Origin of the sequence: Vagococcus hydrophili, from assembly GCF_011304195.1 — a bacterium.
Lineage (GTDB): Bacteria > Bacillota > Bacilli > Lactobacillales > Vagococcaceae > Vagococcus > Vagococcus hydrophili.
Genome location: NZ_CP049887.1, coordinates 2269935 through 2292638, shown reverse-complemented (window position 1 = coordinate 2292638; position 22704 = coordinate 2269935). Strand labels below are relative to the sequence as shown.

19 protein-coding genes, 1 tRNA gene and 2 rRNA genes are annotated in these 22704 nt (G+C 37.1%); 7 read left to right on the top strand and 15 right to left on the bottom strand.

The window, feature by feature from the left end:
* Positions 1 to 63: 63 nt before the first annotated feature.
* The 6 genes from G7082_RS11160 to G7082_RS11135 form a co-directional block, all read right to left on the bottom strand.
* Positions 64 to 2972 (bottom strand): 23S ribosomal RNA (locus G7082_RS11160).
* A gap of 191 nt (positions 2973 to 3163) precedes the next feature.
* Positions 3164 to 3236: transfer RNA gene (locus G7082_RS11155), tRNA-Ala, on the bottom strand.
* An 85-nt stretch (positions 3237 to 3321) separates the two neighbouring features.
* Positions 3322 to 4882 (bottom strand): 16S ribosomal RNA (locus G7082_RS11150).
* The 16S and 23S rRNA genes sit together here with 1 tRNA gene alongside, the layout of an rRNA operon.
* A gap of 452 nt (positions 4883 to 5334) precedes the next feature.
* A complete protein-coding gene (locus G7082_RS11145; protein ID WP_166035154.1) occupies positions 5335 to 5766 on the bottom strand; it encodes a Fur family transcriptional regulator in 432 nt (143 codons plus the stop codon).
* Positions 5767 to 5855: 89 nt separating this feature from the next.
* Positions 5856 to 6311 carry a signal peptidase II gene (gene lspA / locus G7082_RS11140; protein ID WP_166035153.1) on the bottom strand — a complete coding sequence of 152 codons (456 nt, stop codon included), beginning with the start codon at positions 6309 to 6311 and terminating at the stop codon, positions 5856 to 5858.
* Positions 6312 to 6319: 8 nt separating this feature from the next.
* Positions 6320 to 7006 carry a CBS domain-containing protein gene (locus tag G7082_RS11135; RefSeq protein ID WP_166035152.1) on the bottom strand — a complete coding sequence of 229 codons (687 nt, stop codon included), beginning with the start codon at positions 7004 to 7006 and terminating at the stop codon, positions 6320 to 6322.
* A gap of 165 nt (positions 7007 to 7171) precedes the next feature.
* Here G7082_RS11135 and G7082_RS11130 point away from each other — a divergent pair, with 165 nt between their 5' ends.
* The gene (locus G7082_RS11130; RefSeq protein WP_166035151.1) at positions 7172 to 7375 is read left to right on the top strand and encodes a cold shock domain-containing protein; all 204 of its coding nucleotides are present in this window, start codon (positions 7172 to 7174) and stop codon (positions 7373 to 7375) included.
* A gap of 17 nt (positions 7376 to 7392) precedes the next feature.
* Here G7082_RS11130 and G7082_RS11125 read toward each other — a convergent pair whose 3' ends face one another.
* On the bottom strand, positions 7393 to 7833 hold the full coding sequence (locus G7082_RS11125) for an EbsA family protein (RefSeq protein ID WP_166035150.1): 441 nt from the start codon (positions 7831 to 7833) through the stop codon (positions 7393 to 7395).
* Between the two features lie 82 nt (positions 7834 to 7915).
* Here G7082_RS11125 and G7082_RS11120 point away from each other — a divergent pair, with 82 nt between their 5' ends.
* Positions 7916 to 8317: a ribonuclease HI family protein gene (locus G7082_RS11120; protein ID WP_166035149.1), complete on the top strand. Its 402-nt coding sequence runs from the start codon at positions 7916 to 7918 to the stop codon at positions 8315 to 8317.
* Positions 8318 to 8354: 37 nt separating this feature from the next.
* Here the strand turns inward: G7082_RS11120 and hemH are convergent, their stop codons facing one another.
* Positions 8355 to 9296: a ferrochelatase gene (gene hemH, locus G7082_RS11115; protein ID WP_166035148.1), complete on the bottom strand. Its 942-nt coding sequence runs from the start codon at positions 9294 to 9296 to the stop codon at positions 8355 to 8357.
* Positions 9297 to 9685: 389 nt separating this feature from the next.
* Between hemH and tyrS the strand changes: the two genes are divergently transcribed.
* Positions 9686 to 10954, top strand: a complete 1269-nt coding sequence (gene tyrS, locus G7082_RS11110) for a tyrosine--tRNA ligase (protein ID WP_166035147.1) — start codon at positions 9686 to 9688, stop codon at positions 10952 to 10954.
* 334 nt (positions 10955 to 11288) lie between these two features.
* Here the strand turns inward: tyrS and G7082_RS11105 are convergent, their stop codons facing one another.
* Complete coding sequence (locus G7082_RS11105) at positions 11289 to 11549, bottom strand: hypothetical protein (protein ID WP_166035146.1); 261 nt, start codon at positions 11547 to 11549, stop codon at positions 11289 to 11291.
* A gap of 131 nt (positions 11550 to 11680) precedes the next feature.
* Between G7082_RS11105 and G7082_RS11100 the strand changes: the two genes are divergently transcribed.
* A complete protein-coding gene (locus tag G7082_RS11100; RefSeq protein WP_166035145.1) occupies positions 11681 to 13084 on the top strand; it encodes a TrkH family potassium uptake protein in 1404 nt (467 codons plus the stop codon).
* A gap of 346 nt (positions 13085 to 13430) precedes the next feature.
* Here the strand turns inward: G7082_RS11100 and G7082_RS11095 are convergent, their stop codons facing one another.
* The 6 genes from G7082_RS11095 to G7082_RS11070 all read right to left on the bottom strand — a co-directional run bounded on the left by G7082_RS11095 (position 13431) and on the right by G7082_RS11070 (position 19061).
* Positions 13431 to 13823 (bottom strand): OsmC family protein, encoded by a 393-nt coding sequence (locus G7082_RS11095; protein ID WP_166035144.1) that lies wholly within the window; start codon positions 13821 to 13823, stop codon positions 13431 to 13433.
* A 1-nt stretch (position 13824) separates the two neighbouring features.
* The gene (locus G7082_RS11090) at positions 13825 to 14727 is read right to left on the bottom strand and encodes an ABC transporter ATP-binding protein (protein WP_166035143.1); all 903 of its coding nucleotides are present in this window, start codon (positions 14725 to 14727) and stop codon (positions 13825 to 13827) included.
* Positions 14720 to 15616, bottom strand: a complete 897-nt coding sequence (locus G7082_RS11085) for an ABC transporter ATP-binding protein (RefSeq protein WP_166035142.1) — start codon at positions 15614 to 15616, stop codon at positions 14720 to 14722. The genes G7082_RS11090 and G7082_RS11085 overlap by 8 nt, the downstream gene beginning before the upstream one ends.
* Positions 15617 to 15618: 2 nt before the next feature.
* Positions 15619 to 16446, bottom strand: coding sequence for an ABC transporter permease (locus tag G7082_RS11080; protein ID WP_166035141.1), 828 nt, complete (start codon positions 16444 to 16446; stop codon positions 15619 to 15621).
* Between the two features lies 1 nt (position 16447).
* A complete protein-coding gene (locus tag G7082_RS11075) occupies positions 16448 to 17404 on the bottom strand; it encodes an ABC transporter permease (RefSeq protein ID WP_166035140.1) in 957 nt (318 codons plus the stop codon).
* 100 nt (positions 17405 to 17504) lie between these two features.
* Positions 17505 to 19061 carry an ABC transporter substrate-binding protein gene (locus tag G7082_RS11070; RefSeq protein ID WP_166035139.1) on the bottom strand — a complete coding sequence of 519 codons (1557 nt, stop codon included), beginning with the start codon at positions 19059 to 19061 and terminating at the stop codon, positions 17505 to 17507.
* Between the two features lie 267 nt (positions 19062 to 19328).
* Between G7082_RS11070 and G7082_RS11065 the strand changes: the two genes are divergently transcribed.
* The 3 genes from G7082_RS11065 to ald all read left to right on the top strand — a co-directional run bounded on the left by G7082_RS11065 (position 19329) and on the right by ald (position 22675).
* On the top strand, positions 19329 to 20672 hold the full coding sequence (locus tag G7082_RS11065; RefSeq protein ID WP_166035138.1) for a Mur ligase family protein: 1344 nt from the start codon (positions 19329 to 19331) through the stop codon (positions 20670 to 20672).
* Position 20673: 1 nt separating this feature from the next.
* Positions 20674 to 21363 (top strand): type 1 glutamine amidotransferase, encoded by a 690-nt coding sequence (locus G7082_RS11060; protein ID WP_166035137.1) that lies wholly within the window; start codon positions 20674 to 20676, stop codon positions 21361 to 21363.
* A gap of 199 nt (positions 21364 to 21562) precedes the next feature.
* A complete protein-coding gene (gene ald, locus G7082_RS11055; protein ID WP_166035136.1) occupies positions 21563 to 22675 on the top strand; it encodes an alanine dehydrogenase in 1113 nt (370 codons plus the stop codon).
* Positions 22676 to 22704 lie beyond the last annotated feature (29 nt).

Genomic DNA, 22704 nt, shown 5'->3' with positions numbered 1-22704 from the left:
AGTGATTGTTCACTCAAAACTGAATGTTTTAGTTAGACATCTTTTTTACTTCACCGTTTTTCTTTGGTTAAGTCCTCGATCGATTAGTACTAGTCCGCTCCGTACATCACTGCACTTCCACTCCTAGCCTATCTACCTGATCATCTTTCAGGGATCTTACTTTCTTAAAGAAATGGGAAATTTCATCTTGAGGGGGCTTCACGCTTAGATGCTTTCAGCGTTTATCCCTTCCACACATAGCTACCCAGCAATGCCCTTGGCAGAACAACTGGTACACCAGAGGTGTGTCCATCCCGGTCCTCTCGTACTAAGGACAGCTCCTCTCAAATTTCCAACGCCCGCGACGGATAGGGACCGAACTGTCTCACGACGTTCTGAACCCAGCTCGCGTGCCGCTTTAATGGGCGAACAGCCCAACCCTTGGGACCGACTACAGCCCCAGGATGCGACGAGCCGACATCGAGGTGCCAAACCTCCCGTCGATGTGAACTCTTGGGGGAGATAAGCCTGTTATCCCCAGGGTAGCTTTTATCCGTTGAGCGATGGCCCTTCCATGCGGAACCACCGGATCACTAAGCCCGACTTTCGTCCCTGCTCGAGTTGTAGCTCTCGCAGTCAAGCTCCCTTATGCCTTTGCACTCTACGAATGATTTCCAACCATTCTGAGGGAACCTTTGGGCGCCTCCGTTACTTTTTAGGAGGCGACCGCCCCAGTCAAACTGTCCATCTGACACTGTCTCCCGCCACGATAAGTGGCGCGGGTTAGAATGGTCATAACACAAGGGTAGTATCCCACCAATGCCTCCCTCGAGACTAGCGTCCCGAGCTCTACGGCTCCTACCTATCCTGTACATGTGTTACAAACATTCAATATCAAACTACAGTAAAGCTCCATGGGGTCTTTCCGTCCTGTCGCGGGTAACCTGCATCTTCACAGGTACTAAAATTTCACCGAGTCTCTCGTTGAGACAGTGCCCAAATCGTTACGCCTTTCGTGCGGGTCGGAACTTACCCGACAAGGAATTTCGCTACCTTAGGACCGTTATAGTTACGGCCGCCGTTTACTGGGGCTTCAATTCTGAGCTTCGCTACTAGCTAACCCATCCTCTTAACCTTCCAGCACCGGGCAGGCGTCAGCCCCTATACGTCATCTTTCGATTTTGCAGAGACCTGTGTTTTTGATAAACAGTCGCTTGGGCCTATTCACTGCGGCTGAACTTGCGTTCAGCACCCCTTCTCCCTAAGTTACGGGGTCATTTTGCCGAGTTCCTTAACGAGAGTTCTCTCGCTCACCTTAGGATTCTCTCCTCGACTACCTGTGTCGGTTTGCGGTACGGGCCGTTTGTTTCTAACTAGAAGCTTTTCTTGGCAGTGTGATATTAAGACTTCGGTACTTAATTTCCCTCCTCATCACAACTTGTCCTTAAAGGTAAAAGCATTTGACTCTTACCAAGACTTGTTGCTTGAACGCACATATCCAACAGTGCGATCTTGTAACCTACTGCGTCCCTCCATTGTTCAAACAAAACAAACGGGTACAGGAATCTCAACCTGTTATCCATCGCCTACGCCTATCGGCCTCAGCTTAGGTCCCGACTAACCCTGGGAGGACGAGCCTTCCCCAGGAAACCTTAGTCATTCGGTGGACAGGATTCTCACCTGTCTTTCGCTACTCATACCGGCATTCTCACTTCTAAGCGCTCCACCAGTCCTTACGATCTAGCTTCAACGCCCTTAGAACGCTCTCCTACCATAGAACCTAAGTTCTATCCACAGCTTCGGTAATATGTTTAGCCCCGGTACATTTTCGGCGCAAGGGCACTCGACTAGTGAGCTATTACGCACTCTTTAAATGGTGGCTGCTTCTGAGCCAACATCCTAGTTGTTTGTGCACCCTCACATCCTTTTCCACTTAACATATATTTGGGGACCTTAGCTGGTGGTCTGGGCTGTTTCCCTTTCGACAATGGATCTTATCACTCACTGTCTGACTCCCGGACATAAATGAATGGCATTCGGAGTTTATCTGAATTCGGTAACCCGAGACGGGCCCCTAGTCCAAACAGTGCTCTACCTCCATCATTCTAATTCCGAGGCTAGCCCTAAAGCTATTTCGGAGAGAACCAGCTATCTCCAAGTTCGTTTGGAATTTCTCCGCTACCCACACCTCATCCCCGCACTTTTCAACGTACGTGGGTTCGGTCCTCCAGTGCGTTTTACCGCACCTTCAACCTGGACATGGGTAGGTCACTTGGTTTCGGGTCTACGACTACATACTCACTCGCCCTATTCAGACTCGCTTTCGCTACGGCTCCGCTTCTTCAGCTTAACCTCGCATGCAATCGTAACTCGCCGGTTCATTCTGCAAAAGGCACGCCATCACCCATTAACGGGCTCTGACTTTTTGTAGGCACACGGTTTCAGGTTCTATTTCACTCCCCTTCCGGGGTGCTTTTCACCTTTCCCTCACGGTACTGGTACACTATCGGTCACTAGAGAGTATTTAGCCTTGGGAGATGGTCCTCCCGGATTCCGACGGAATTTCTCGTGTTCCGCCGTACTCAGGATACTCATAGGTGTGTTGTCAATTTCGTCTACGGGGCTTTTACCCGCTCCGGCTGACCTTTCCAGGTCGATTCGACTATCCACAACAGCTACCACAGCTGAGTCCTACAACCCCAACAAGCAAGCTTGTTGGTTTGGGCTGTTTCCGTTTCGCTCGCCGCTACTAAGGAAATCGATTTTTCTTTCTCTTCCTGCAGGTACTTAGATGTTTCAGTTCTCTGCGTCTACCTCTAACAAGCTATGTATTCACTTGAAAGTAACATCCTATAAAAGATGCTGGGTTCCCCCATTCGGAAATCTCTGGATCATAGCTTACTTACAGCTCCCCAAAGCATATCGGAGTTAGTCCCGTCCTTCATCGGCTTCTAGTGCCAAGGCATCCACCGTGCGCCCTTATTCACTTAACCTTTTTCTAACCTAATGGTTAGACTTTGTTTATTTAAATCAACTAGCGATAGCTAATTTAAATAGTATTTTATGTATCACAATTTTAATAATAAAACTGATCAACTCGGTGTGTTAAAAAAAAATGTTGATGTCTAACTTCAACTATCCAGTTTTCAATGAACAATATGTTTTAGTATTATAACAATACTAATGGAGCCTAGCGGGATCGAACCGCTGACCTCCTGCGTGCAAGGCAGGCGCTCTCCCAGCTGAGCTAAGGCCCCTTGTTTAAGGATTTATTTTTAAAAATAGATCTCTCAAAACTAAACAAAGTAAGTACAACCATGTGATTTCCGTAATATTCCTTAGAAAGGAGGTGATCCAGCCGCACCTTCCGATACGGCTACCTTGTTACGACTTCACCCCAATCATCTATCCCACCTTAGGCGGCTGGCTCCTAAAAGGTTACCTCACCGACTTTGGGTGTTACAAACTCTCGTGGTGTGACGGGCGGTGTGTACAAGGCCCGGGAACGTATTCACCGTGGCATGCTGATCCACGATTACTAGCGATTCCGGCTTCATGTAGGCGAGTTGCAGCCTACAATCCGAACTGAGAACGGCTTTAAGAGATTAGCTAAACCTCGCGGTCTCGCAACTCATTGTACCGTCCATTGTAGCACGTGTGTAGCCCAGGTCATAAGGGGCATGATGATTTGACGTCATCCCCACCTTCCTCCGGTTTGTCACCGGCAGTCTTGCTAGAGTGCCCAACTAAATGATGGCAACTAACAATAAGGGTTGCGCTCGTTGCGGGACTTAACCCAACATCTCACGACACGAGCTGACGACAACCATGCACCACCTGTCACTTTGTCCCCGAAGGGAAAGCTCTATCTCTAGAGTGGTCAAAGGATGTCAAGACCTGGTAAGGTTCTTCGCGTTGCTTCGAATTAAACCACATGCTCCACCGCTTGTGCGGGCCCCCGTCAATTCCTTTGAGTTTCAACCTTGCGGTCGTACTCCCCAGGCGGAGTGCTTAATGCGTTAACTGCAGCACTGAAGGGCGGAAACCCTCCAACACTTAGCACTCATCGTTTACGGCGTGGACTACCAGGGTATCTAATCCTGTTTGCTCCCCACGCTTTCGAGCCTCAGCGTCAGTTACAGACCAGAGAGTCGCCTTCGCCACTGGTGTTCCTCCATATATCTACGCATTTCACCGCTACACATGGAATTCCACTCTCCTCTTCTGCACTCAAGTCCTCCAGTTTCCAATGACCTTCCTCGGTTGAGCCGAGGGCTTTCACATCAGACTTAAAAGACCGCCTGCGCTCGCTTTACGCCCAATAAATCCGGACAACGCTTGCCACCTACGTATTACCGCGGCTGCTGGCACGTAGTTAGCCGTGGCTTTCTGGTTAGATACCGTCAAGGTGGGAGCAGTTACTCTCCCACTTGTTCTTCTCTAACAACAGAGTTTTACGATCCGAAAACCTTCTTCACTCACGCGGCGTTGCTCGGTCAGACTTTCGTCCATTGCCGAAGATTCCCTACTGCTGCCTCCCGTAGGAGTCTGGGCCGTGTCTCAGTCCCAGTGTGGCCGATCACCCTCTCAGGTCGGCTATGCATCACGGTCTTGGTAGGCCATTACCCCACCAACTAACTAATGCAGCGCGGGCCCATCCAACAGTGACACCCGAAAGCGTCTTTTATTATTCTCCCATGCGGGAAAACAAATTATGCGGTATTAGCACCTGTTTCCAAGTGTTATCCCCCTCTGTTGGGCAGGTTGCCCACGTGTTACTCACCCGTCCGCCACTCTCTGATTTTCGGTGGAGCAAGCTCCGGTGAAAATCAAAGCGTTCGACTTGCATGTATTAGGCACGCCGCCAGCGTTCGTCCTGAGCCAGGATCAAACTCTCAATAAAAGTTGATTAACATCTTGCGATGTTTAGCTCATTAATTTTAAAACTTGCTAGCGAATGTTATTTCACTAAATATGGTTTGTTTCTATAAAATAGAAACGCCCTATCACATTTGGTTTGTCTTACTTTGTTTAGTTTTCAAAGATCCATTTCGTTGCCGTAACAACTTTTATATCTTATCACAACTTCTTTTGAATGTCAACTCTTTTTAAAAAAGTTTTCCCAGAAGTTGTTATTTAATATGTCAGTTATCTTTTCGACTTAATGATAATAACACATATCATTTCGTTGTTCAAGTGTTTTGTTTAAATATTTTTTTGTTATTTAAAATTAACACCCGTCGTAACGACATGTATTAATATATCAATTGTTTAAATAAAAATCAAGCTTATTTTTAATTTTTTTTCAAAAAAACTAAAAAAAATAAAAAACAGGTGAAAATCACCTGCTTTTTACTACGATTCTTTTTGACAATCAGGACATAACCCATACATCTCTAAGCGATGTTCCCTTACTTTAAATCCTGTTAATTGCTCAGTTGCCGACTCCACATCTTCCAAGCCAGGGTAATAGACATCAACTACTTTACCACAATTATCGCAAATAGCATGGTAATGCTTTGTAGATGTAAAATCAAATCGACTAGAAGAGTCTCCATAAGCCATTTCAATAACAAAACCTATGTCTGTAAATAATCTTAAATTGTTATATACCGTTGCTACACTCATATTTGGGAAACGATGCTCAAGATGTTTATAAATTTCATCCGCTGTTGGATGACTTTTACTCTCAACTAAATACTCTAAGATTGCATATCTTTGTGGTGTGATACGTATATTAGATTCTTTCATCTTATTTATTGCATCTTCAACAATATGATTTGACATATTCATCATCCTTGTGAATTTTTTATATTTTCATTCTACTACCATTTTAACAATATATCAAGAATCTACGTTATATAAGTATATTTTATTTACATTCCTTTAGATTTCTCTTCAAAAAATAAGATATATACAAAAATACACATAACACCTATTACTAATGAAACATCCGCAAAATTGAAGATTGGAAAATTAAAAAACTCTACTTGAAACATATCAACAACCTCGCCTAATCGGATACGATCGATGAAATTCCCTAACGTGCCACCAATAATTAAACTTAAACCAATCGTCATCCATTTACTTTCATTATGATATTTATAAAGTAAGTAAGGTAATATTATCAAAGCGATAACTGTGACGACAGTAAAGAACCACATTTTCCCTTCTAAAATACTCCACGCTGCCCCACTATTTCTTATATGAGTTAGGGATAAGATTGGATTACTAAAAATCGTTTCATGTATTTCAATGTTTGATACCACCCAATATTTAATCAATTGATCAATTATTACCGATGCTAAAACTATTAAACTATAATAAATCATATTTTTTCTCACTCTCCAAATAAATCTTTAGGACTAATAATCCCAATTAATTTGCCGTTACTTTTACCATTCTGAGTAACTAAGATTGCTTCTAGTCTCGGATTACTTTTAAATAGTTCTTTTGCTTTGTATTCTGTGTCACTCAATGATAAAAAGGAGACAGCATCTCTTTTATTATCTAGATCTAAGATATCAATCGCTGTGTAATAATTAAGATCCATCATATTATTATCAGCATTTTTAGCAAACCACATACCAATTCCTTTGGTTGTAATTAAGCCTCTAAACTTTTTGTTTTGATAAATTGGAAACTGAGAATATTCTTTTTCTACTATTATATAAAGGATTTCTTGAAGCGGAACATCTGCTGTAAAAATCTTTACATTTGTTTTTAAAATGCGTTCCACTAGGCGCGGATGCAGTAGCTCATTTTCAATTTCAAGTATTCTCTCCACTGCCCATTCATTAGGCTCAGCAATAATAAAATCTGTTTCAATCCTATTATGCACAATGGCATTTCTTAGTTGGGAAAACTCGATAAGATCAAATTCAATCTCTGCAATTGGTAAATCAGAACGTTTTTTGACTCTCCTCAACATTTCTGTTACCCCCATATTACTTGGGAATTCTAATTGCTTTTTCAACCATTTCTCTATTTTATTAAATGAGACTAAAAAAATATCAGCCCTATTCATCAGACACCTCATTTCTTAATTACTAAAGATTAGTATATAACAATTCCCTTAAAGTAAAAAGAGTTATTATTTATACTTTACATGATTAAGCCTGTGTTTGACGTAACAATACTTACACCGTATAATGAATATAGGCATGTAAATGACCACTAGGGGGTATGTAAAATGAAATTCGGCACAGTGAAATGGTTTGACGTTAGAAAAGGATATGGTTTTCTAGTGTATGACGGAGACGAAGAAATTTTTGTACATTTTACCGGCATCATTCAAGAGGGATTCAAAGTACTTTTTGAAGGTCAAAAAGTAGAGTTTGCGATTAAAGAAGGTGCACGTGGTCTACAAGCAGCAGAAGTACTTGTGATTGAATAAAAATAAAAAGTGTTGACTTATTTTTCGTCAACACTTTTTTCTATTCCGTAAATCGTCCCCGTAAATAAGCTTTCCTTCTGTAAATTTAAAACAAATGCATTTTTAGATGGTGGAAACATCACATAAACATACTCTCTAGCTTCTGTTTTAATCGTTATACCGTGACTACCTACTGAAATGTTTTTTATTTTATCAATATCAATTTGATAACGATTTTTTTTTAAAATAGCGGATACTTTCAATTGTTCGTTGGTGAGAATCATTTTTCTTCTAGTTCCTAGGTAAACAAAAAAAAGAAAAATTAAAAATGTGATAATACTAAATAAATTGATTCTTCCTTGTTCTTCTAGTAGTCCTATCATGCTCAATAAAAACAGGACAAATGTCATCGACCAATAGATTATTGATCCTGAAAGTTCAGGTTGGTATCGAAAAACATGTATTTTACTCGTACTCATATTAGCCTCCTATAAAAAGCTCTTCTACAATTACCTATCTTACCATAAGATAAATAAATAAAAAATAAAAATGGAGAATCCGATGATAAAAATCTATATTGATGCCGCAACTCATCAAAAAAAACAAGTTAGTGCGGGTGGTATGATTGTTCTAATAGATAAAGAACAATTACAAATAAAACAACCACTTAGAGCAAAAACTAATAATGAAGCTGAATTTGAAATACTTTTATTTGCTTTAGAATTTGCACTTACTCATAATTGGGAGAAAGAAACAATATTCATCTATTCAGATAGTCGAATTGTTGTTCAATCCTTAGAAAAAAAATATGCTAAAGACCCTATTTTTTCTAGTCTTCTGAAAAAAATATTGATTTTAACCGACCGATTCGATCTACTGTTCATCGAATGGCAAGGGGAACAAAAAAATAAAGGCGCTGACAACTTAGCTAAGCAAGCGCTGCAACTAACACTAAAAAAATGATGAGGTAGACTCAATAAGTCTCCTCATCATTTTTAATTTATTTAATAACGTCTAAAAGCAATTTTGCAAATTCAGGGTCTCCGTTAAATGGGTGGATATAATTAAACTCTTCTCCCCCATTTTCCATAAAGTATTCTCTATTTTCGCCTTCAATCTCCTCTAGAGTCTCAATACAATCTGAAACAAATCCTGGTGTAATAATGAGAACTTTTTTCACGCCTTCGCTTGGCAAATTCATCAATGTTTGATCTAAGGCAGGTGTTAACCACTCTTCTGGTCCAAATTTTGATTGATAGGTTACCTTATGAGGAACGTCTATCTCAAAACCATCAAAAATTGCAGCGGTTGTTTTGGCACATTGTTCTTTATAAGGGTCCCCTTTTTCAATGTAAGAAACAGGTAAACCGTGATAAGAAAAAACTAAAAGTTCAGGATTGTATTCTTTAATCCCTAAAATAATTTGCTCTCTTAGCATCTCAATATATAAGGGATGACTTGTGAACTCTCTAATCAAATGAAGTTTAGGAATGTTTTCTTCTTTCAAATAATGCTTAAATACTGCATCATGAATTGAAGCTGTGGTAGTTGTTGAATACTGAGGGTATAAAGGAACTATTGTAATCTCCTCTACACCTTCCTCCTCAAATGCTTTTAGTGATTCTGAAATAGTCGGGTGACTGTATCCCATACCAAATTTAACCGATACATCAGGCAACAGTTTTTGTAAATTTTCTGTTTGCGCTTTGGTATGAATTAATAAAGGTGACCCTTCTTCTTCCCAAATACTTTTATATAGAGCAGCCGATTTCTTAGGCCGCGTATTTAAAATAATTCCGTGTAAAATAGGTAACCATTGCCACCTTGGTTTATCAATCACACGTTTGTCTCCTAAGAAGTGTTTTAAATACTCACGCACTTCCTTTGTTTCTGGTTTATCTGGTGTTCCGATGTTTGCTAATAAAACGCCTTGTTTTACCAAGTATTTTCTCCCCCTTTTGTAACTCTACCAGTTTAACATTTTTTGTTAAAAGTTAAAAAGAAAGTATACTTTTTCACGAAATAATTCTTTATTTGACAAATCAGCACTTTTGATTTAGCATATGGGTAATTAAATAAATTGATAACGATTGAAATAGTAGTCCCTTATCCCTGTTTATAGAAAGTCAAAGGTTGCTGAAATTTGACACACATAAGTTGATGAATTACATTCAGTTGCACTAGTTATCTACGGCTTGTAACCGATAAAAACTATGAGTGGTGTGATGCTTCACACTAACTTGGGTGGTACCACGGAAAATTATTATTTCGTCCCTATAGAGAGTAATCTCTGTAGGGACTTTTTATTTATCTATAGAAAGGGATGTTTTTATGACAACAAATATTATCGATGAGTTAATGTGGCGTGACGCAATTAATCAACAAACAGATGCTGAAGGTTTACGTGACTATGTAGAACACAATAAAATTTCTTTATACTGCGGGGTTGACCCAACTGGAGACAGCATGCATATTGGGCATTTAATTCCTTTTATGATGCTAAAAAGATTCCAATTATTAGGACATCATCCATACATCGTAATCGGTGGGGCAACTGGTACAATTGGCGATCCTAGTGGACGCACGAGTGAGCGTCAACTTCAAACAATGGAGCAAGTTCAACACAACGTGGATTGTTTAACAAATCAAATGAGAAAACTTTTCTTTGATGAAGATAACGATCAACAATTATCAATGGTGAATAACTACGATTGGACAAAAGATTTATCTCTTCTTGATTTCTTAAGAGATTACGGTAAAAACTTTAACATTAATACCATGTTAGCAAAAGATATCGTTTCTAGTCGTTTAGAAACTGGTATTTCATTTACTGAATTTACTTACCAAATTTTACAATCAATGGACTACTTACACTTATTCCGTCACCATGATGTCCGTCTTCAAATCGGTGGAGCTGATCAATGGGGAAATATTACAGCTGGTTTAGATTTAATTAGAAAACAAGAAGGTGCTGAGGCTAAAGCGTTCGGTTTAACGATTCCCTTAATGTTAAAATCTGATGGAACTAAATTCGGTAAAACAGCTGGTGGTGCCATTTGGTTAGATCCAGAGAAAACATCTCCTTACGAATTTTACCAATTTTGGTTAAACCAAGATGACCGTGATGTTATCAAGTACTTAAAATTTTTCACTTTCTTAACGCAAGAAGAAATCACTGCATTGGAAGAAAAAGTAGCTACTGAACCACACAAACGTGAAGCGCAAAAAACATTAGCTAGCCAAATGACAACCTTTGTTCATGGTGAAGAAGCATTAAATGATGCCTTAACGATTACTGCTGCTCTATTCTCTGGCGACGTGAAGCAGTTAACAGCTCATCAAATCGAAGATGGCTTTAAAAACATGCCAAATGCTACGATTGGCAAAGATACAATGAACATTGTTGATTGGTTAGTTGAAACAAAAGTAGAACCTTCTAAACGTCAAGCACGTGAAGATGTCACAAATGGTGCCATTTCAATCAATGGTGAAAAAATCAAGGATGTCACAGTCGATATTACAGCCGACTTATCAATCGAAGATAAATTCATCATTGTAAGAAAAGGAAAGAAAAAATACACACTGATTAATTTAGTATAGAGTGAATAAAAAATCGTTTTGCTCCAAGCAACTGGAGAACATTTAAAATAATTCGTGCTTTTTGAATTAATTTTAATGTTTGAAGTTGTCGTAGGAGCAGATTTTTTATTCCAGACTACAATAGAGTGATCAAAAAGGTGCTTAACTCCAAGCAGCTGGAGCGAATCATAAACAATCCACGCTTTTAGGATTGATTATGATTTGTGAAGCTGCCGCAGGAGTTGCCTTTTGAATCCAGACTACATAAAGTGGTGAAAAAGGCGTTTTACTCTGAGTAACTGGTGGAAATTAAAAAAGACGAAACTGGCAATAATCAGTTTCGTCTTTTTTTACTTCAATTTTTAGATAACTCATAATTTTGTATGTATAAATAAAGTATTGTGACTAGACCGTTCACACTTGCTAGCATCAGTAAATTAAACGCTGATACTTCAATAATTGAAAGACAAATGATCAAAGCATTAGCTGCTGAAAGTACTGCTAACCAAGTAAGTAAACTAGAACTTTCTTTTCTTTTTAAATGTCCATTCTTTTGAACTAGAAACAAAATAACAATAATAAAAGTAATGGTTTGTACCTGAATAATTGTTAACATTCCCCTTCACTCCCTTTTATTTAATTATACTAAAAAATGAACCTATAACATCCGTCAAAAGGCTGATTTTTTTTGTCTTTTTAACCCCTACTTGTTATACTTAACAAGATGTAATTACAAAGGAGTTTACTATGTTTAAGAAAAAGTGGTCTTTATTCCAATTAAGGCGGGATGGACATCGATTTGTTAACACTCATCTGTCCACCATTCAAATTATTTTTACCTACTACGTCTTAATGACAATCGTTTCATTTTTTTTATTAAGTCTACCTTTTTTCCAAAAAGAAGGTGCTGATGTTTCCGCATTTGACATGCTTTTCATGGCGGTAAGTACTGTCAGCGTTACTGGTCTTAGTACCTTTAATATTAACGAAGTCTTCAACCAACGTGGTATCGTCCTACTAGAAATACTCTTTCAAATCGGAGGACTTGGGATTATGATGTTCTCTACCTTTTTCTTTATTCTCTCAAGAAAAAGAATTTCCCTTAAAAGACGGCAACTGATTATGACTGACATGAACTCTCCTAAATTAAGTGGAAGTGTTCGTTTAATCAAAAATACAGTTTACACTTTATTAATTATCCAATTTATTTTTGGTATTATTTTCTCATTACGTTTTTATTTTTCAGGGCATCACCCCACGATTGGAGAAGCTACCTTCCAAGGTTTTTATCAAGCGATCTCCGCTGTAACAAATTCTGGATTTGATGTCACTGGCTCATCAGCAACTCCGTACTCACAGGATTATCTTTTTATTACCATCTTAATTTTATTAATTATGGTAGGTGGAATTGGTTTTCCAGTTATTATGGAAATTAAAGAATGGCTAACATATAAAAGATATCAAACAGGTTTCCCCTTTAGATTTTCACTATTTAGTAAACTAGCTATCAGTATTTATTTAATTCTATTTGTTTTTGGAACGTTAGCCATATACCTTCTTGAGCGAAATCATTTATTCTCTGAGATGCCTGAAATCCAAAAATGGATGAGCTCCATGTTTTACTCTACAACAACTAGAAATGCTGGTTTACAGATGAATGATTTAAATGATTTCCAAACACCGACACTCTTACTTTTTTCTATGCTCATGTTTATTGGATGTAGTCCTAGTTCAGTTGGTGGTGGGGTTCGAACAACAACCATTGCGATTCTCGGCTTATACATGCTTTCATTCATTAAAAGCGAAGATAACGTTACTATTTTTAGCCGCCGAATCGATGATCGAGACATCAAAAAAGCTGTTGTTGTATTTAATCTATCTATCGCCATGTGCTTCTTTGCCGTTCTAATTTTATCCATCACCGAAGAACACTCCATGATTGCGATTATCGTAGAAGTCGCATCAGCTTTCGGTACAACTGGACTTTCACTTGGCATCACCGATGACCTTACCTTGATCGGAAAACTAACGATTGCAGTCCTGATGTTCATCGGACGCATTGGGATGTTATATACCCTAATGGTCTTCGTCCCAAAAGAACGACAAGACCACGGTTATTTATTCCCAACAGAAAAAATAATTATCGGGTAATTCAGAGTGGTGAAAAAGGCGTTTAACTCCAAGCAGCTGGAGCGAAGCATAAACAATCCATGCTTTTCGGATTGATTATACTTTGTGAAGCTGCCGCAGGAGTTGCCTTTTGAACCCGGACTACAACGGAGTGAATAAAAAATCGTTTTGCTCCAAGCAACTGGAAGAAACTAAAAATAATTCACGCTTTTCGAATTAATTTTAGTTTCTTCCAGTTGTCGTAGGAGCAGATTTTTTATTCCGGACCAGATAGCGTGGTGAAAAAGGCGTTTAACTCCAAGTAACTAAAAAACAAACAAAAAACACAAAAATTATCTTTTAAATTTTTGTGTTTTTTATTATGCTATTAAATAAAATTAACTTCTTCTACCACTTTAATTCTCGGATCTAAAGACTGCATGACTGGGCAATGTTTACTAATTAACTTCAATCCTCGCTCTGCTCGTCCTTGACTTTTTTCATCAACTTTAACAAAGAAATTAATTTTAACTTCTTTTAAAGGTTCACTTTGAATTTCTGTATCTCTTTCATACTCAATTTCAACTTTTTCAAAGACGTACTCAATTCTTGAACTCTCTAAAATACTTTGATAAACATAAGCGCCACAAGCCCCGATTGCTCCAACCATACTTTGAACAGGTGAGTAACCTTCATTTCTAAGCATTACCCAGTTACCCGTAGCAACAGGCAACTCCATTCCTTTTTCTCCTTGAATTAATTCAATTTTATCGACTGACATGTTATCTCTCCTTTAAAACAAAATGTTCTGGGCTAATTTCAACCCATTCTGTTTGATTGCTTGTATCTATTTCTTCTAAGTGGTTCATCTCATTTTCTGCTTGAGCAGCTCTTGCTTTTTTAGGGTCTGCAATGGGAATGGCTTGTAATAATCGTTTAGTATAGGCATGCTGAGGTTCACTAAATATTTTTTCAGCTGGTCCAAGTTCAACTAACTTCCCTAAATACATCACAGCAATTCGATCTGAAATATATCTCACCATGGATAAATCATGAGAGATGAAAAGATAAGTTAAGCCTAATTCTTTCTGCAAATCAACAAGTAAGTTAATTACTTGAGCTTGAATAGAGACATCCAAAGCTGAAATTGGCTCATCACACAAAATGAATTCAGGTTTCACAACGACAGCTCGAGCGATACCAATTCTTTGACGTTGTCCCCCACTAAACTCTTTTGGGTATTTTGAGAACATTTCTTCAGTGAAGCCAACTTTAGTAAGTATTGCTTTTGCCTTTTCTAAAGCCTCCGTTTTAGAAAATTGTAAAAGTAAAGGCTCTAAAACAAGATCTAAAGCTGTCATTCTCGGATTAAGAGATGAATAAGGATCTTGAAAAATAATTTGCATTTCTTTTAGTAACTGTTTCTTTTCTTCTTTACTACTTGTAATTAGGGATTGATCTTTAAAATAGATTTGACCTTCATCGATTGTTTCTAGTTGTAAGATGCTTCTACCTAGAGTCGTCTTGCCACTTCCAGACTCGCCTACTAAACCTAATGTTTCCCCTTTTTTGATTGTTAGAGATACATTATCAACGGCTTTCACCACGGTCTTGACTTGTCCAAAATTATTTTTGACTGGAAAATAACGTTTAATGTTTTCTACGCGGATTAATTCATTACTCATGACTTTCTCCTCCATTTCCCAACACACGGTGAGTATTTGATAAAACGTACATTTCAGCTTGTTCTCTTTCTTCTGTGGTTTCCTTATAACTACTTAAAGAATACAAGGTTTGTCCTTTATCTCCTGTTGGAATAGCTTTTAACAGCTCTTTTGTATAAGGATGTGCTGGCTCATAGAAGACTTCATCAATTTGACCTTCTTCCACAATTTTACCGTCATACATCACGCGAATACTTTGACACATACCAGCAACAATTCCAAAGTCATGGGTCACAAGAATCACTGAAAGATCTTCTTCTTTTTGAAGATTTCGAATCAACTCTAATATCTGTGCTTGAATTGTCACATCCAAAGCTGTTGTAGGCTCATCTGCAATCAATAATTTTGGTTTAGCCAGTAAAGCCATCGCAATCATTACCCGTTGTCGCATTCCACCAGATAGTTCATGTGGGTACTGGTTCATTCTTTTTTCAGGTAAATTGATACCTACCTTTTCCAACTCTTTTAAGGCTAATTTTTCTGCTTCTTTTTTATTGACCTTTTGTTTTCTTTGGACTACTTCGATTAAATGATAGCCAATCGTTCTTAAAGGATTTAAAGACGTCATTGGGTCTTGAAAAATCATTGCTGCTGGAATCCGTTCTTTTTTACCTTCTTGATTCACTCCATCAAAGTAAAAACTATCATAAGTTGTATGACCATTTTCCGGTAAAATCTTCATTAAACTTTTCATGGTCATACTTTTTCCGCTACCAGATTCACCAACGATTCCAACAATTTCTCCTTTAGGAATTGTTAAATCAATCCCCTTGATAATACGAATAGCGTCTTTATTTTTCTTATTAACTGAAACTGCTAAATGTTTAATTTCTAAAATATTTTCTGTCATCATTATCCCTCCACACTCGTTAATTCACGTAAGTAATTACCTAAACTATTAAATGAAAAGACGGTTAAGATAATAAATAAACCTGGTAAAACTGCCATGTACGGTGCTTGTTGTAAACTCGCTTGGGCATTTTGTAGTAAACTTCCCCAAGATGCCACTGGAGGCTGAATACCAATCCCAAGAAAACTTAAAGCTGATTCGGTCATAATCGCTGAAGAAATACTTCCTGTTGCAGCCACAATCAAAGTTGGTAAAACAGCTGGGAAAATATGTTTCATAATAATCTTAGAATCCTTTTCACCAATAAATTGGGCGTAGATCACATATTCTCTTTCTTTAACAGATAAGGTTTCCGCTCGAATTAAACGAGAAATACTCATCCATGAAAAACAACCAATCACAAAAATAATTGTTACTAAACCTGGTTTTAACAATACGCTTAGTACAATCACTAAAACTAACCAAGGGATTGAAGACAAGATATCGACAATTCGCATCAACAAACTATCAATCCAACCACCAAAATAACCTGAAACAATCCCAATCACTGTTCCTATCAGTGTTGAAGCTAACATCGCTAAGACACCCACAAGAAGGGAAATCCGACTACCATAAACCACCCGAATAAAGTAATCTCTCCCGACTTCATCTGTCCCAAAAACATGTTTAAAACTTGGCGGAGATGACATTTGCGCTACATCTGTTGCATTAGGATCAATTGGCAGAAGTGGCGCGATTAATGCTAACAGTGTTAAGCCGACTAAAAAGATAATCGGGAACCAATATGTTTTGTTTTCTTTTAAAATGTTCAACCATTTCTTTTCTTTCATTTTACTTATCCCCCTGACTAATCCGAGGATCAACAATCGTATATAAAATATCCGATAATAAATTCCCTAAAATCACTAAAGTTGCCGATAAGAGCATAACTGCCATAATAATTGGGAAATCTAGTGCTTTAGTGGCACTCATTAAATATGGTCCAATGCCTGGCCAACCAAAAATACTTTCAGTAATAATTGCTCCTGTTACAAGCATTGGTAAGGCTAAACCAATTTGAGTCACAATTGGTAACAAGACGTTTTTACTCACATGTCTAAAGAAGATTTCCTTTTTACTTGCTCCAAATGACTGTTGAACCATGACATAGTCTTCCGATAATTGTAACATTGTGGAAGACCTCACATAACGAGTTAAGTCTGGGAAAAATGCCACAGTTAAAACAATATAAGGCATAATGAAATGTTGGAGAAAATCAAGAAAAGAATCTTCATTTCCAACCGTATGCATACCAATAATTGGTAAGGCATTTAGTTTATATCCAAAGAAGTAAATCATTAACATGGCAAACCAAAATGTTGGCATTGAAATTCCAACAGAACAAATCCCGTCGATGAATTTATCAAGGAATTTACCTTTATTTGCTCCAGCTACTAAACCTAGAACAATCGCAATAATAAGGGCTGTGATATAAGCTGGTAAAATCAATTTAATCGTATTTGGAATTCTAATTGCCAATTCTTGAGCGATACTTTGTTGACTCACTAAAGAATGTCCAAAGTCTCCAGTTAGAATTTGTTTTAACCACATAAAATATTGAACTAAAAAGGGTTGATCTAATCCATAACGCTGTCTTAATATCTCCACCGTTTCTTTCGACATATTAGGTGTTGTGATTGAATCGATTGCATCATAAGGTGCTAAATGAATCAATGAGAACACGATAAATGAAACAATAAAAAGAAGTGGGATTACTTGTAAGACTCTTTTTAAAATATACTTAGCCATTTTTCTTCATCCTTTATCCATTTTATTTTCTTTCTATATGACAGAAAAAACTTCGGGCAAGGATTAATTTGCTTACGAAGTTTTTTCAACTAAATTATCTCTATTTGATTGATAATTTAGAAAGATCTTCAAATGTATAAATTGGAATTAAACCAGCTTTTTCTACATCTTTAACTGCTTTATTAACTGCTAATACTTTTTTACTATCTACGATTGGATAAAAGACAGCATCATCAGCAATTTGTTTTTGTAAATCAGCATAAACATCTTTACGTTTAGCATCATCTAATTCAACAACACCTGCATTAAACAATTTATCTGTCTTATCACTACTATAGTGGAAGTAATTAGAAGAACCACCTGTTTTAAATAATGAAGAATATAAATCAGGATCATTACCCATGATGTAACCACCCATGAATAAATCATATTTCTTCGTTTCAGGTTTTTGCATTTCAGCAAAATAGGCTGCACTATCCCCACCAGTAAGTTCTAAGGTGATACCTGCTTTTTGTAATTGTTGTTGCATTAACGTTGCTTGAATCGTTTGAACAGGATCATCAGAAGAGAAAGCTAAGTTGATTTTTAAATCTTCTGCACCGGCTTCTTTTAATAATTTTTTAGATTTTTCAACATCAGTGTCGTATTTTTCGACTTTATCAGTTGCGTATGGGTTATTTGGTGGCAAAATAGAATACACATTGTCATAATATTTAGCATCTAAGTAACCTGCTTTGTTTAATTCTTCTTTATTTAAAGCGTAAAATATTGCTTGGCGAACTTTCACATCTTTTAATTTATCCGAGTTATTGTTAACACCCATGTAGCCAACACGGTTTTCACTGTATTCATACGTTGCTACATCAGATTTTTTAATGTCTTCAATGTTATTAGGTAAGATGTATGAAGCATCCACTTCGCCTTTTTGAAGAGCCACTTTCGTTGTATCTGCATTACTAATAATTCTCAAGTTTACTTTAGGAACATTCACTTTGCCGCCATAATATGTATCGTTGGCTTCAAATTGCAAATATTCACCACGTTTGTAATTCGTTAATTTGTAAGGACCAGTTCCTACAGGTTTAGCTTTTAATTCATTGACTGAAAAATCTGGTTCATCTTTATAAACATGCTCTGGAATAATATACGTTTCTGTGGCGATATTGTTCATTGCTGCGGCACTCACAGAAGGGAAATTAAACTTAACAGTTGTGTCATCTACTTTTTCAAATGCGATAGGTTTATCATCAATCCATAAACTATCCGCATTGCCATTTTCTTTTTTCACTTTTTGTTCATAGGTAAAGATAACATCATCCGCTGTTAATTTTTCACCGTCTGACCATTTGATATCGTCTTTTAGTTTAACGGTAACTGACTTACCATCTTCACTTGGTGTCACTTCTTTGGCTAACTCCATTTTCTGAGTGCCATCTCCTTCAATGCGGACAAGTGGTGAGAAAATCATATTAGTTGTTGTTAATCCCCATCTATCTCCCACATTGATTGGATTAAGTGACGTTGGGTCCCCACTAATTGCGTAGGTAAACGTATCTTTATCCTTTTTTTCTTTTGGTGCTTCTGTCTTATTAGAACCACATGCCGTTAACGTCATCGCGATAACTGCAGTCATTCCGAAAAGCCATTTTTTTTCCATCAAATCTCTCCTTGTTGATGATTAATTGATTTAAAGGATCTTTTAATCACATTTTAATATATAACAGTCCTAAGTATAGCCAAATCAAGGATTTCCGTCAATTGTTTACACTTATAAAAAGATAGTAAATTTATCATTCTAAGAACAAATCTTATTTATTTCATAAAATCTGTTTAATTTTAGGTTTGATTCTTTACATTTAGTCAATGTTTTAAATATAATATGGTATTATATATTAGTTGAAGTTTTAAATAGGAGGAAGCATACATGAGCGTACGCAGTAGTTTGGCGACTTTTGCTGGTAAGTCAAGTCGTTGGTTTTTACAAACATTTTTTAAAGGTGGTAGTAGCCTCCCAGGTAAAATAGCTTTAAAAATTGATCCAAAGGTTTTAGATCAATTAGCGAAAGACTATCATATTATCGTTGTCACAGGGACAAATGGTAAAACCTTAACCACTGCCCTTACAGTGAACATATTAAAACAAGAGTTTGGAGAAGTTTTAACCAATACAACAGGAGCAAATATGCTTCAAGGAATTGTTTCAACTTTTCTTTCAGGTAAAAAGAATAAGAATGGAAAAAATTTCGCAGTTCTTGAGATAGATGAAGCTAGTCTGAGTAAAGTCACTGAATTTTTAACACCAGAATTGTTTGTTTTTACTAATATTTTTAGAGATCAAATGGATCGTTATGGTGAAATTTACACAACTTACAAATTAATCGTAGACGGCGCTAAAAAAGCACCTGAAGCGACTATTTTAATGAATGGCGATTTACCAATCTTTAATTCTGTTAAAACTCTAAATCCCGTTAAATATTACGGATTTAATCACAAGGAAGACCAAGCGCTCCATGCCCATTACAATACAGATGGCGTTTTATGTCCTGAGTGTCAACATATCTTAGAATATAAAATGATTACTTATAGTAACTTAGGTAAATACTATTGTCCTAACTGTGACTTTAAACGTCCTGAGCTTGAGTATCAGTTAACAGATTTAATCAAAACAACGAATACTTCTGCTGAATTTGTGATTGATAAGGAAACGTATAATATTGAAGTTGGTGGATTATATAATGTTTATAACGCCCTTTCAGCGACTGCTGTAGCAGAATACTACAATATTGCGCCTGAAAAAATCCGAAAAGGTTTAGCTTATGATGAAAAAGTATTTGGTCGTCAAGAAGTGATTCAAATTGGAGATAAAAAATGTACCCTTGTCTTAGTAAAAAATCCAGTTGGGCTTAACCAAGTCATTGATACAATGAAGATGGCACCTTTTGACTTTTCACTTGTTGCTTTACTTAATGCTAACTATGCAGATGGGATTGATATTAGTTGGATTTGGGACAGTCAATTAGAAGAATTACAAGAGATGTCCATTCCCAAAGTGATTACAGGCGGCGAGCGTCATGAAGATATGACTTTACGTCTGAAAGTAGCTGGGATTGATCCTAAAAACTTAACCGAGATGCCTAATATTAAAGAAGTTATTTCTGAAATTAAACAAGTTCCAACTGAACATGTTTACGTTTTAGCAACTTACACGGCAGTACTGCAAATGAGAAAAGAATTAATCCAACAAGGCTATATTAAGGAGGCGAACTAAATTGGCAACTTATAATTTACGTGTGTGTCATCTTTATGGCAATTTACTTAATACATATGGTGATAATGGCAACCTGTTATTATTAGAATTTTATGCAAAACAATTAGGAATTGATTTTTCTATTGATATTGTTAGTATCTATGAAGAGTTTAACGCTGATGATTTTGATTTAATTTTCTTTGGCGGTGGTCAAGACTACGAACAAGTCATTGTATCAAAAGACATTCAAACTAAAAAACAAGAATTAACTAAATACATTGAAGATGACGGTGTGGTCCTTGCAATCTGTGGTGGTTTCCAACTTCTAGGTGAGTATTACATTGGCGCACAAGGTGAGAAAATTGAAGGAATTCATGCGATGCCTCATTACACACTAAGCCAAGATAACAATCGTTTTATTGGGGATATCGAAATTTATAACGAAGAATTTGATGAAACCTACCTTGGATTTGAAAACCATAATGGAACAACTTTCTTAGGAGAAGGCGAAAAACCTTTAGGGATTGTCAAAAAAGGTTATGGTAACAACGGTAAAGATCAAACAGAAGGCGTTGTTTATAAAAATGTTATTGGATCTTACTTCCACGGCCCACTCCTTGCTAAAAATAAAAATCTTGCTTTAAGAATTTTGAATATGGCAACAGAGAAAAAATATAACCAAACATTTTCATTAACTGATTTGAAAGATTAAAAAAAGGATTTGCTGCATAATTTTATGTTAGCAAATCCTTTTTTTATGAAAATAATTGTTTTCATAAATGAAAAATCATACGAAATAATTTTTGTGATATCATGCACTTTTTCCTTAGAAATACCTAGAATCTTATTTTTGTTAGGTGTATACTTAGGCTAGCGGTAGAATTCTTATTTAAAAGACAGGAGGAATCTCTATGAAAATTGGGATACCAAAGGAACTGAAAAACAATGAAAACCGTGTGGCTTTAACACCTCCATTTGTCAAAACATTGACAGATAACAATCATGAAGTGCTTATCGAAACCAACGCCGGCATCGGCTCTGGTTACACGGATGCAGAGTATCAAGAAAATGGAGCAACAATTGTCAAAGAAGCCAAAGAAGCTTGGGATGTAGAAATGGTCTTAAAAGTAAAAGAACCTTTAAAAGAGGAATATATTTACTTTAAAGAAGATTTGATCTTATTTACCTATTTACATTTAGCACCAGCTAAAGAATTAACTGATGCCTTAATTGAAAGCAAAGTAACAGCTATTGCCTATGAATCAGTGCAATTACCAGATGGCAGTTTACCACTATTAACGCCAATGTCTGAAATTGCTGGACGTATGGCACCTCAAACTGGCGCTTTCTTCTTACAAAAAACGCAAGGTGGCTCTGGAGTATTACTATCTTCAGTACCTGGTGTACCTAAAGGAAATGTATTAATTATCGGTGGTGGTGTGGCTGGAACAAACGCTGCTAAAATCGCTATCGGTTTAGGAGCAAACGTTCGTATCTTAGATGTGAACCAAAAACGTTTAGCTCAATTAGATGATATTTTTGGAAACAATATTGAAACAGTGATGTCTAATTCTCATAATATCCACCATTCACTAAAAAAAGCTGACTTAGTTATCGGAGCTGTTCTGATTCCAGGACGTAAAGCACCTACTCTTGTCACTGAAGAAATGGTTAAGGATATGAAGGAAGGTTCTGTTATTATTGATATCGCAATCGACCAAGGTGGTATTTTTGCGACGACAGATAAAATCACGAGTCATGATGATCCTGTTTATACGCGTCACGGCGTTCTTCATTATGCTGTAGCAAATATGCCAGGTGCAGTTGCTAGAACTGCTACACTTGCTTTAACAAACAATACCTTACCTTACATCACACAATTAGCTAACAAAGGATTTGTTCAAGCAGTCAATGATAGCAACGTTTTAGCTTCTGGTGTTAATACATGTAAAGGGCATTTAACCTTTAAACAAGTGGCGCTCGATCAAGACCGCAGCTTTACACCATTAGTTGATTTAATTTAAAAAAATAAAAGGGATTATGACAAAACTTT

Bases quoted from the DNA above. Each gene is read 5' to 3' on its own strand.
- G7082_RS11145 (WP_166035154.1), bottom strand. From the start codon at position 5,766: ATGTCAAATCATATTGTTGAAGATGCAATAAATAAGATGAAAGAATCT.
- lspA (WP_166035153.1), bottom strand. From the start codon at position 6,311: ATGATTTATTATAGTTTAATAGTTTTAGCATCGGTAATAATTGATCAA.
- G7082_RS11135 (WP_166035152.1), bottom strand. From the start codon at position 7,006: ATGAATAGGGCTGATATTTTTTTAGTCTCATTTAATAAAATAGAGAAA.
- G7082_RS11130 (WP_166035151.1), top strand. From the start codon at position 7,172: ATGAAATTCGGCACAGTGAAATGGTTTGACGTTAGAAAAGGATATGGT.
- G7082_RS11125 (WP_166035150.1), bottom strand. From the start codon at position 7,833: ATGAGTACGAGTAAAATACATGTTTTTCGATACCAACCTGAACTTTCA.
- G7082_RS11120 (WP_166035149.1), top strand. From the start codon at position 7,916: ATGATAAAAATCTATATTGATGCCGCAACTCATCAAAAAAAACAAGTT.
- tyrS (WP_166035147.1), top strand. From the start codon at position 9,686: ATGACAACAAATATTATCGATGAGTTAATGTGGCGTGACGCAATTAAT.
- G7082_RS11105 (WP_166035146.1), bottom strand. From the start codon at position 11,549: ATGTTAACAATTATTCAGGTACAAACCATTACTTTTATTATTGTTATT.
- G7082_RS11100 (WP_166035145.1), top strand. From the start codon at position 11,681: ATGTTTAAGAAAAAGTGGTCTTTATTCCAATTAAGGCGGGATGGACAT.
- G7082_RS11095 (WP_166035144.1), bottom strand. From the start codon at position 13,823: ATGTCAGTCGATAAAATTGAATTAATTCAAGGAGAAAAAGGAATGGAG.
- G7082_RS11090 (WP_166035143.1), bottom strand. From the start codon at position 14,727: ATGAGTAATGAATTAATCCGCGTAGAAAACATTAAACGTTATTTTCCA.
- G7082_RS11085 (WP_166035142.1), bottom strand. From the start codon at position 15,616: ATGACAGAAAATATTTTAGAAATTAAACATTTAGCAGTTTCAGTTAAT.
- G7082_RS11080 (WP_166035141.1), bottom strand. From the start codon at position 16,446: ATGAAAGAAAAGAAATGGTTGAACATTTTAAAAGAAAACAAAACATAT.
- G7082_RS11075 (WP_166035140.1), bottom strand. From the start codon at position 17,404: ATGGCTAAGTATATTTTAAAAAGAGTCTTACAAGTAATCCCACTTCTT.
- G7082_RS11070 (WP_166035139.1), bottom strand. From the start codon at position 19,061: ATGGAAAAAAAATGGCTTTTCGGAATGACTGCAGTTATCGCGATGACG.
- G7082_RS11065 (WP_166035138.1), top strand. From the start codon at position 19,329: ATGAGCGTACGCAGTAGTTTGGCGACTTTTGCTGGTAAGTCAAGTCGT.
- ald (WP_166035136.1), top strand. From the start codon at position 21,563: ATGAAAATTGGGATACCAAAGGAACTGAAAAACAATGAAAACCGTGTG.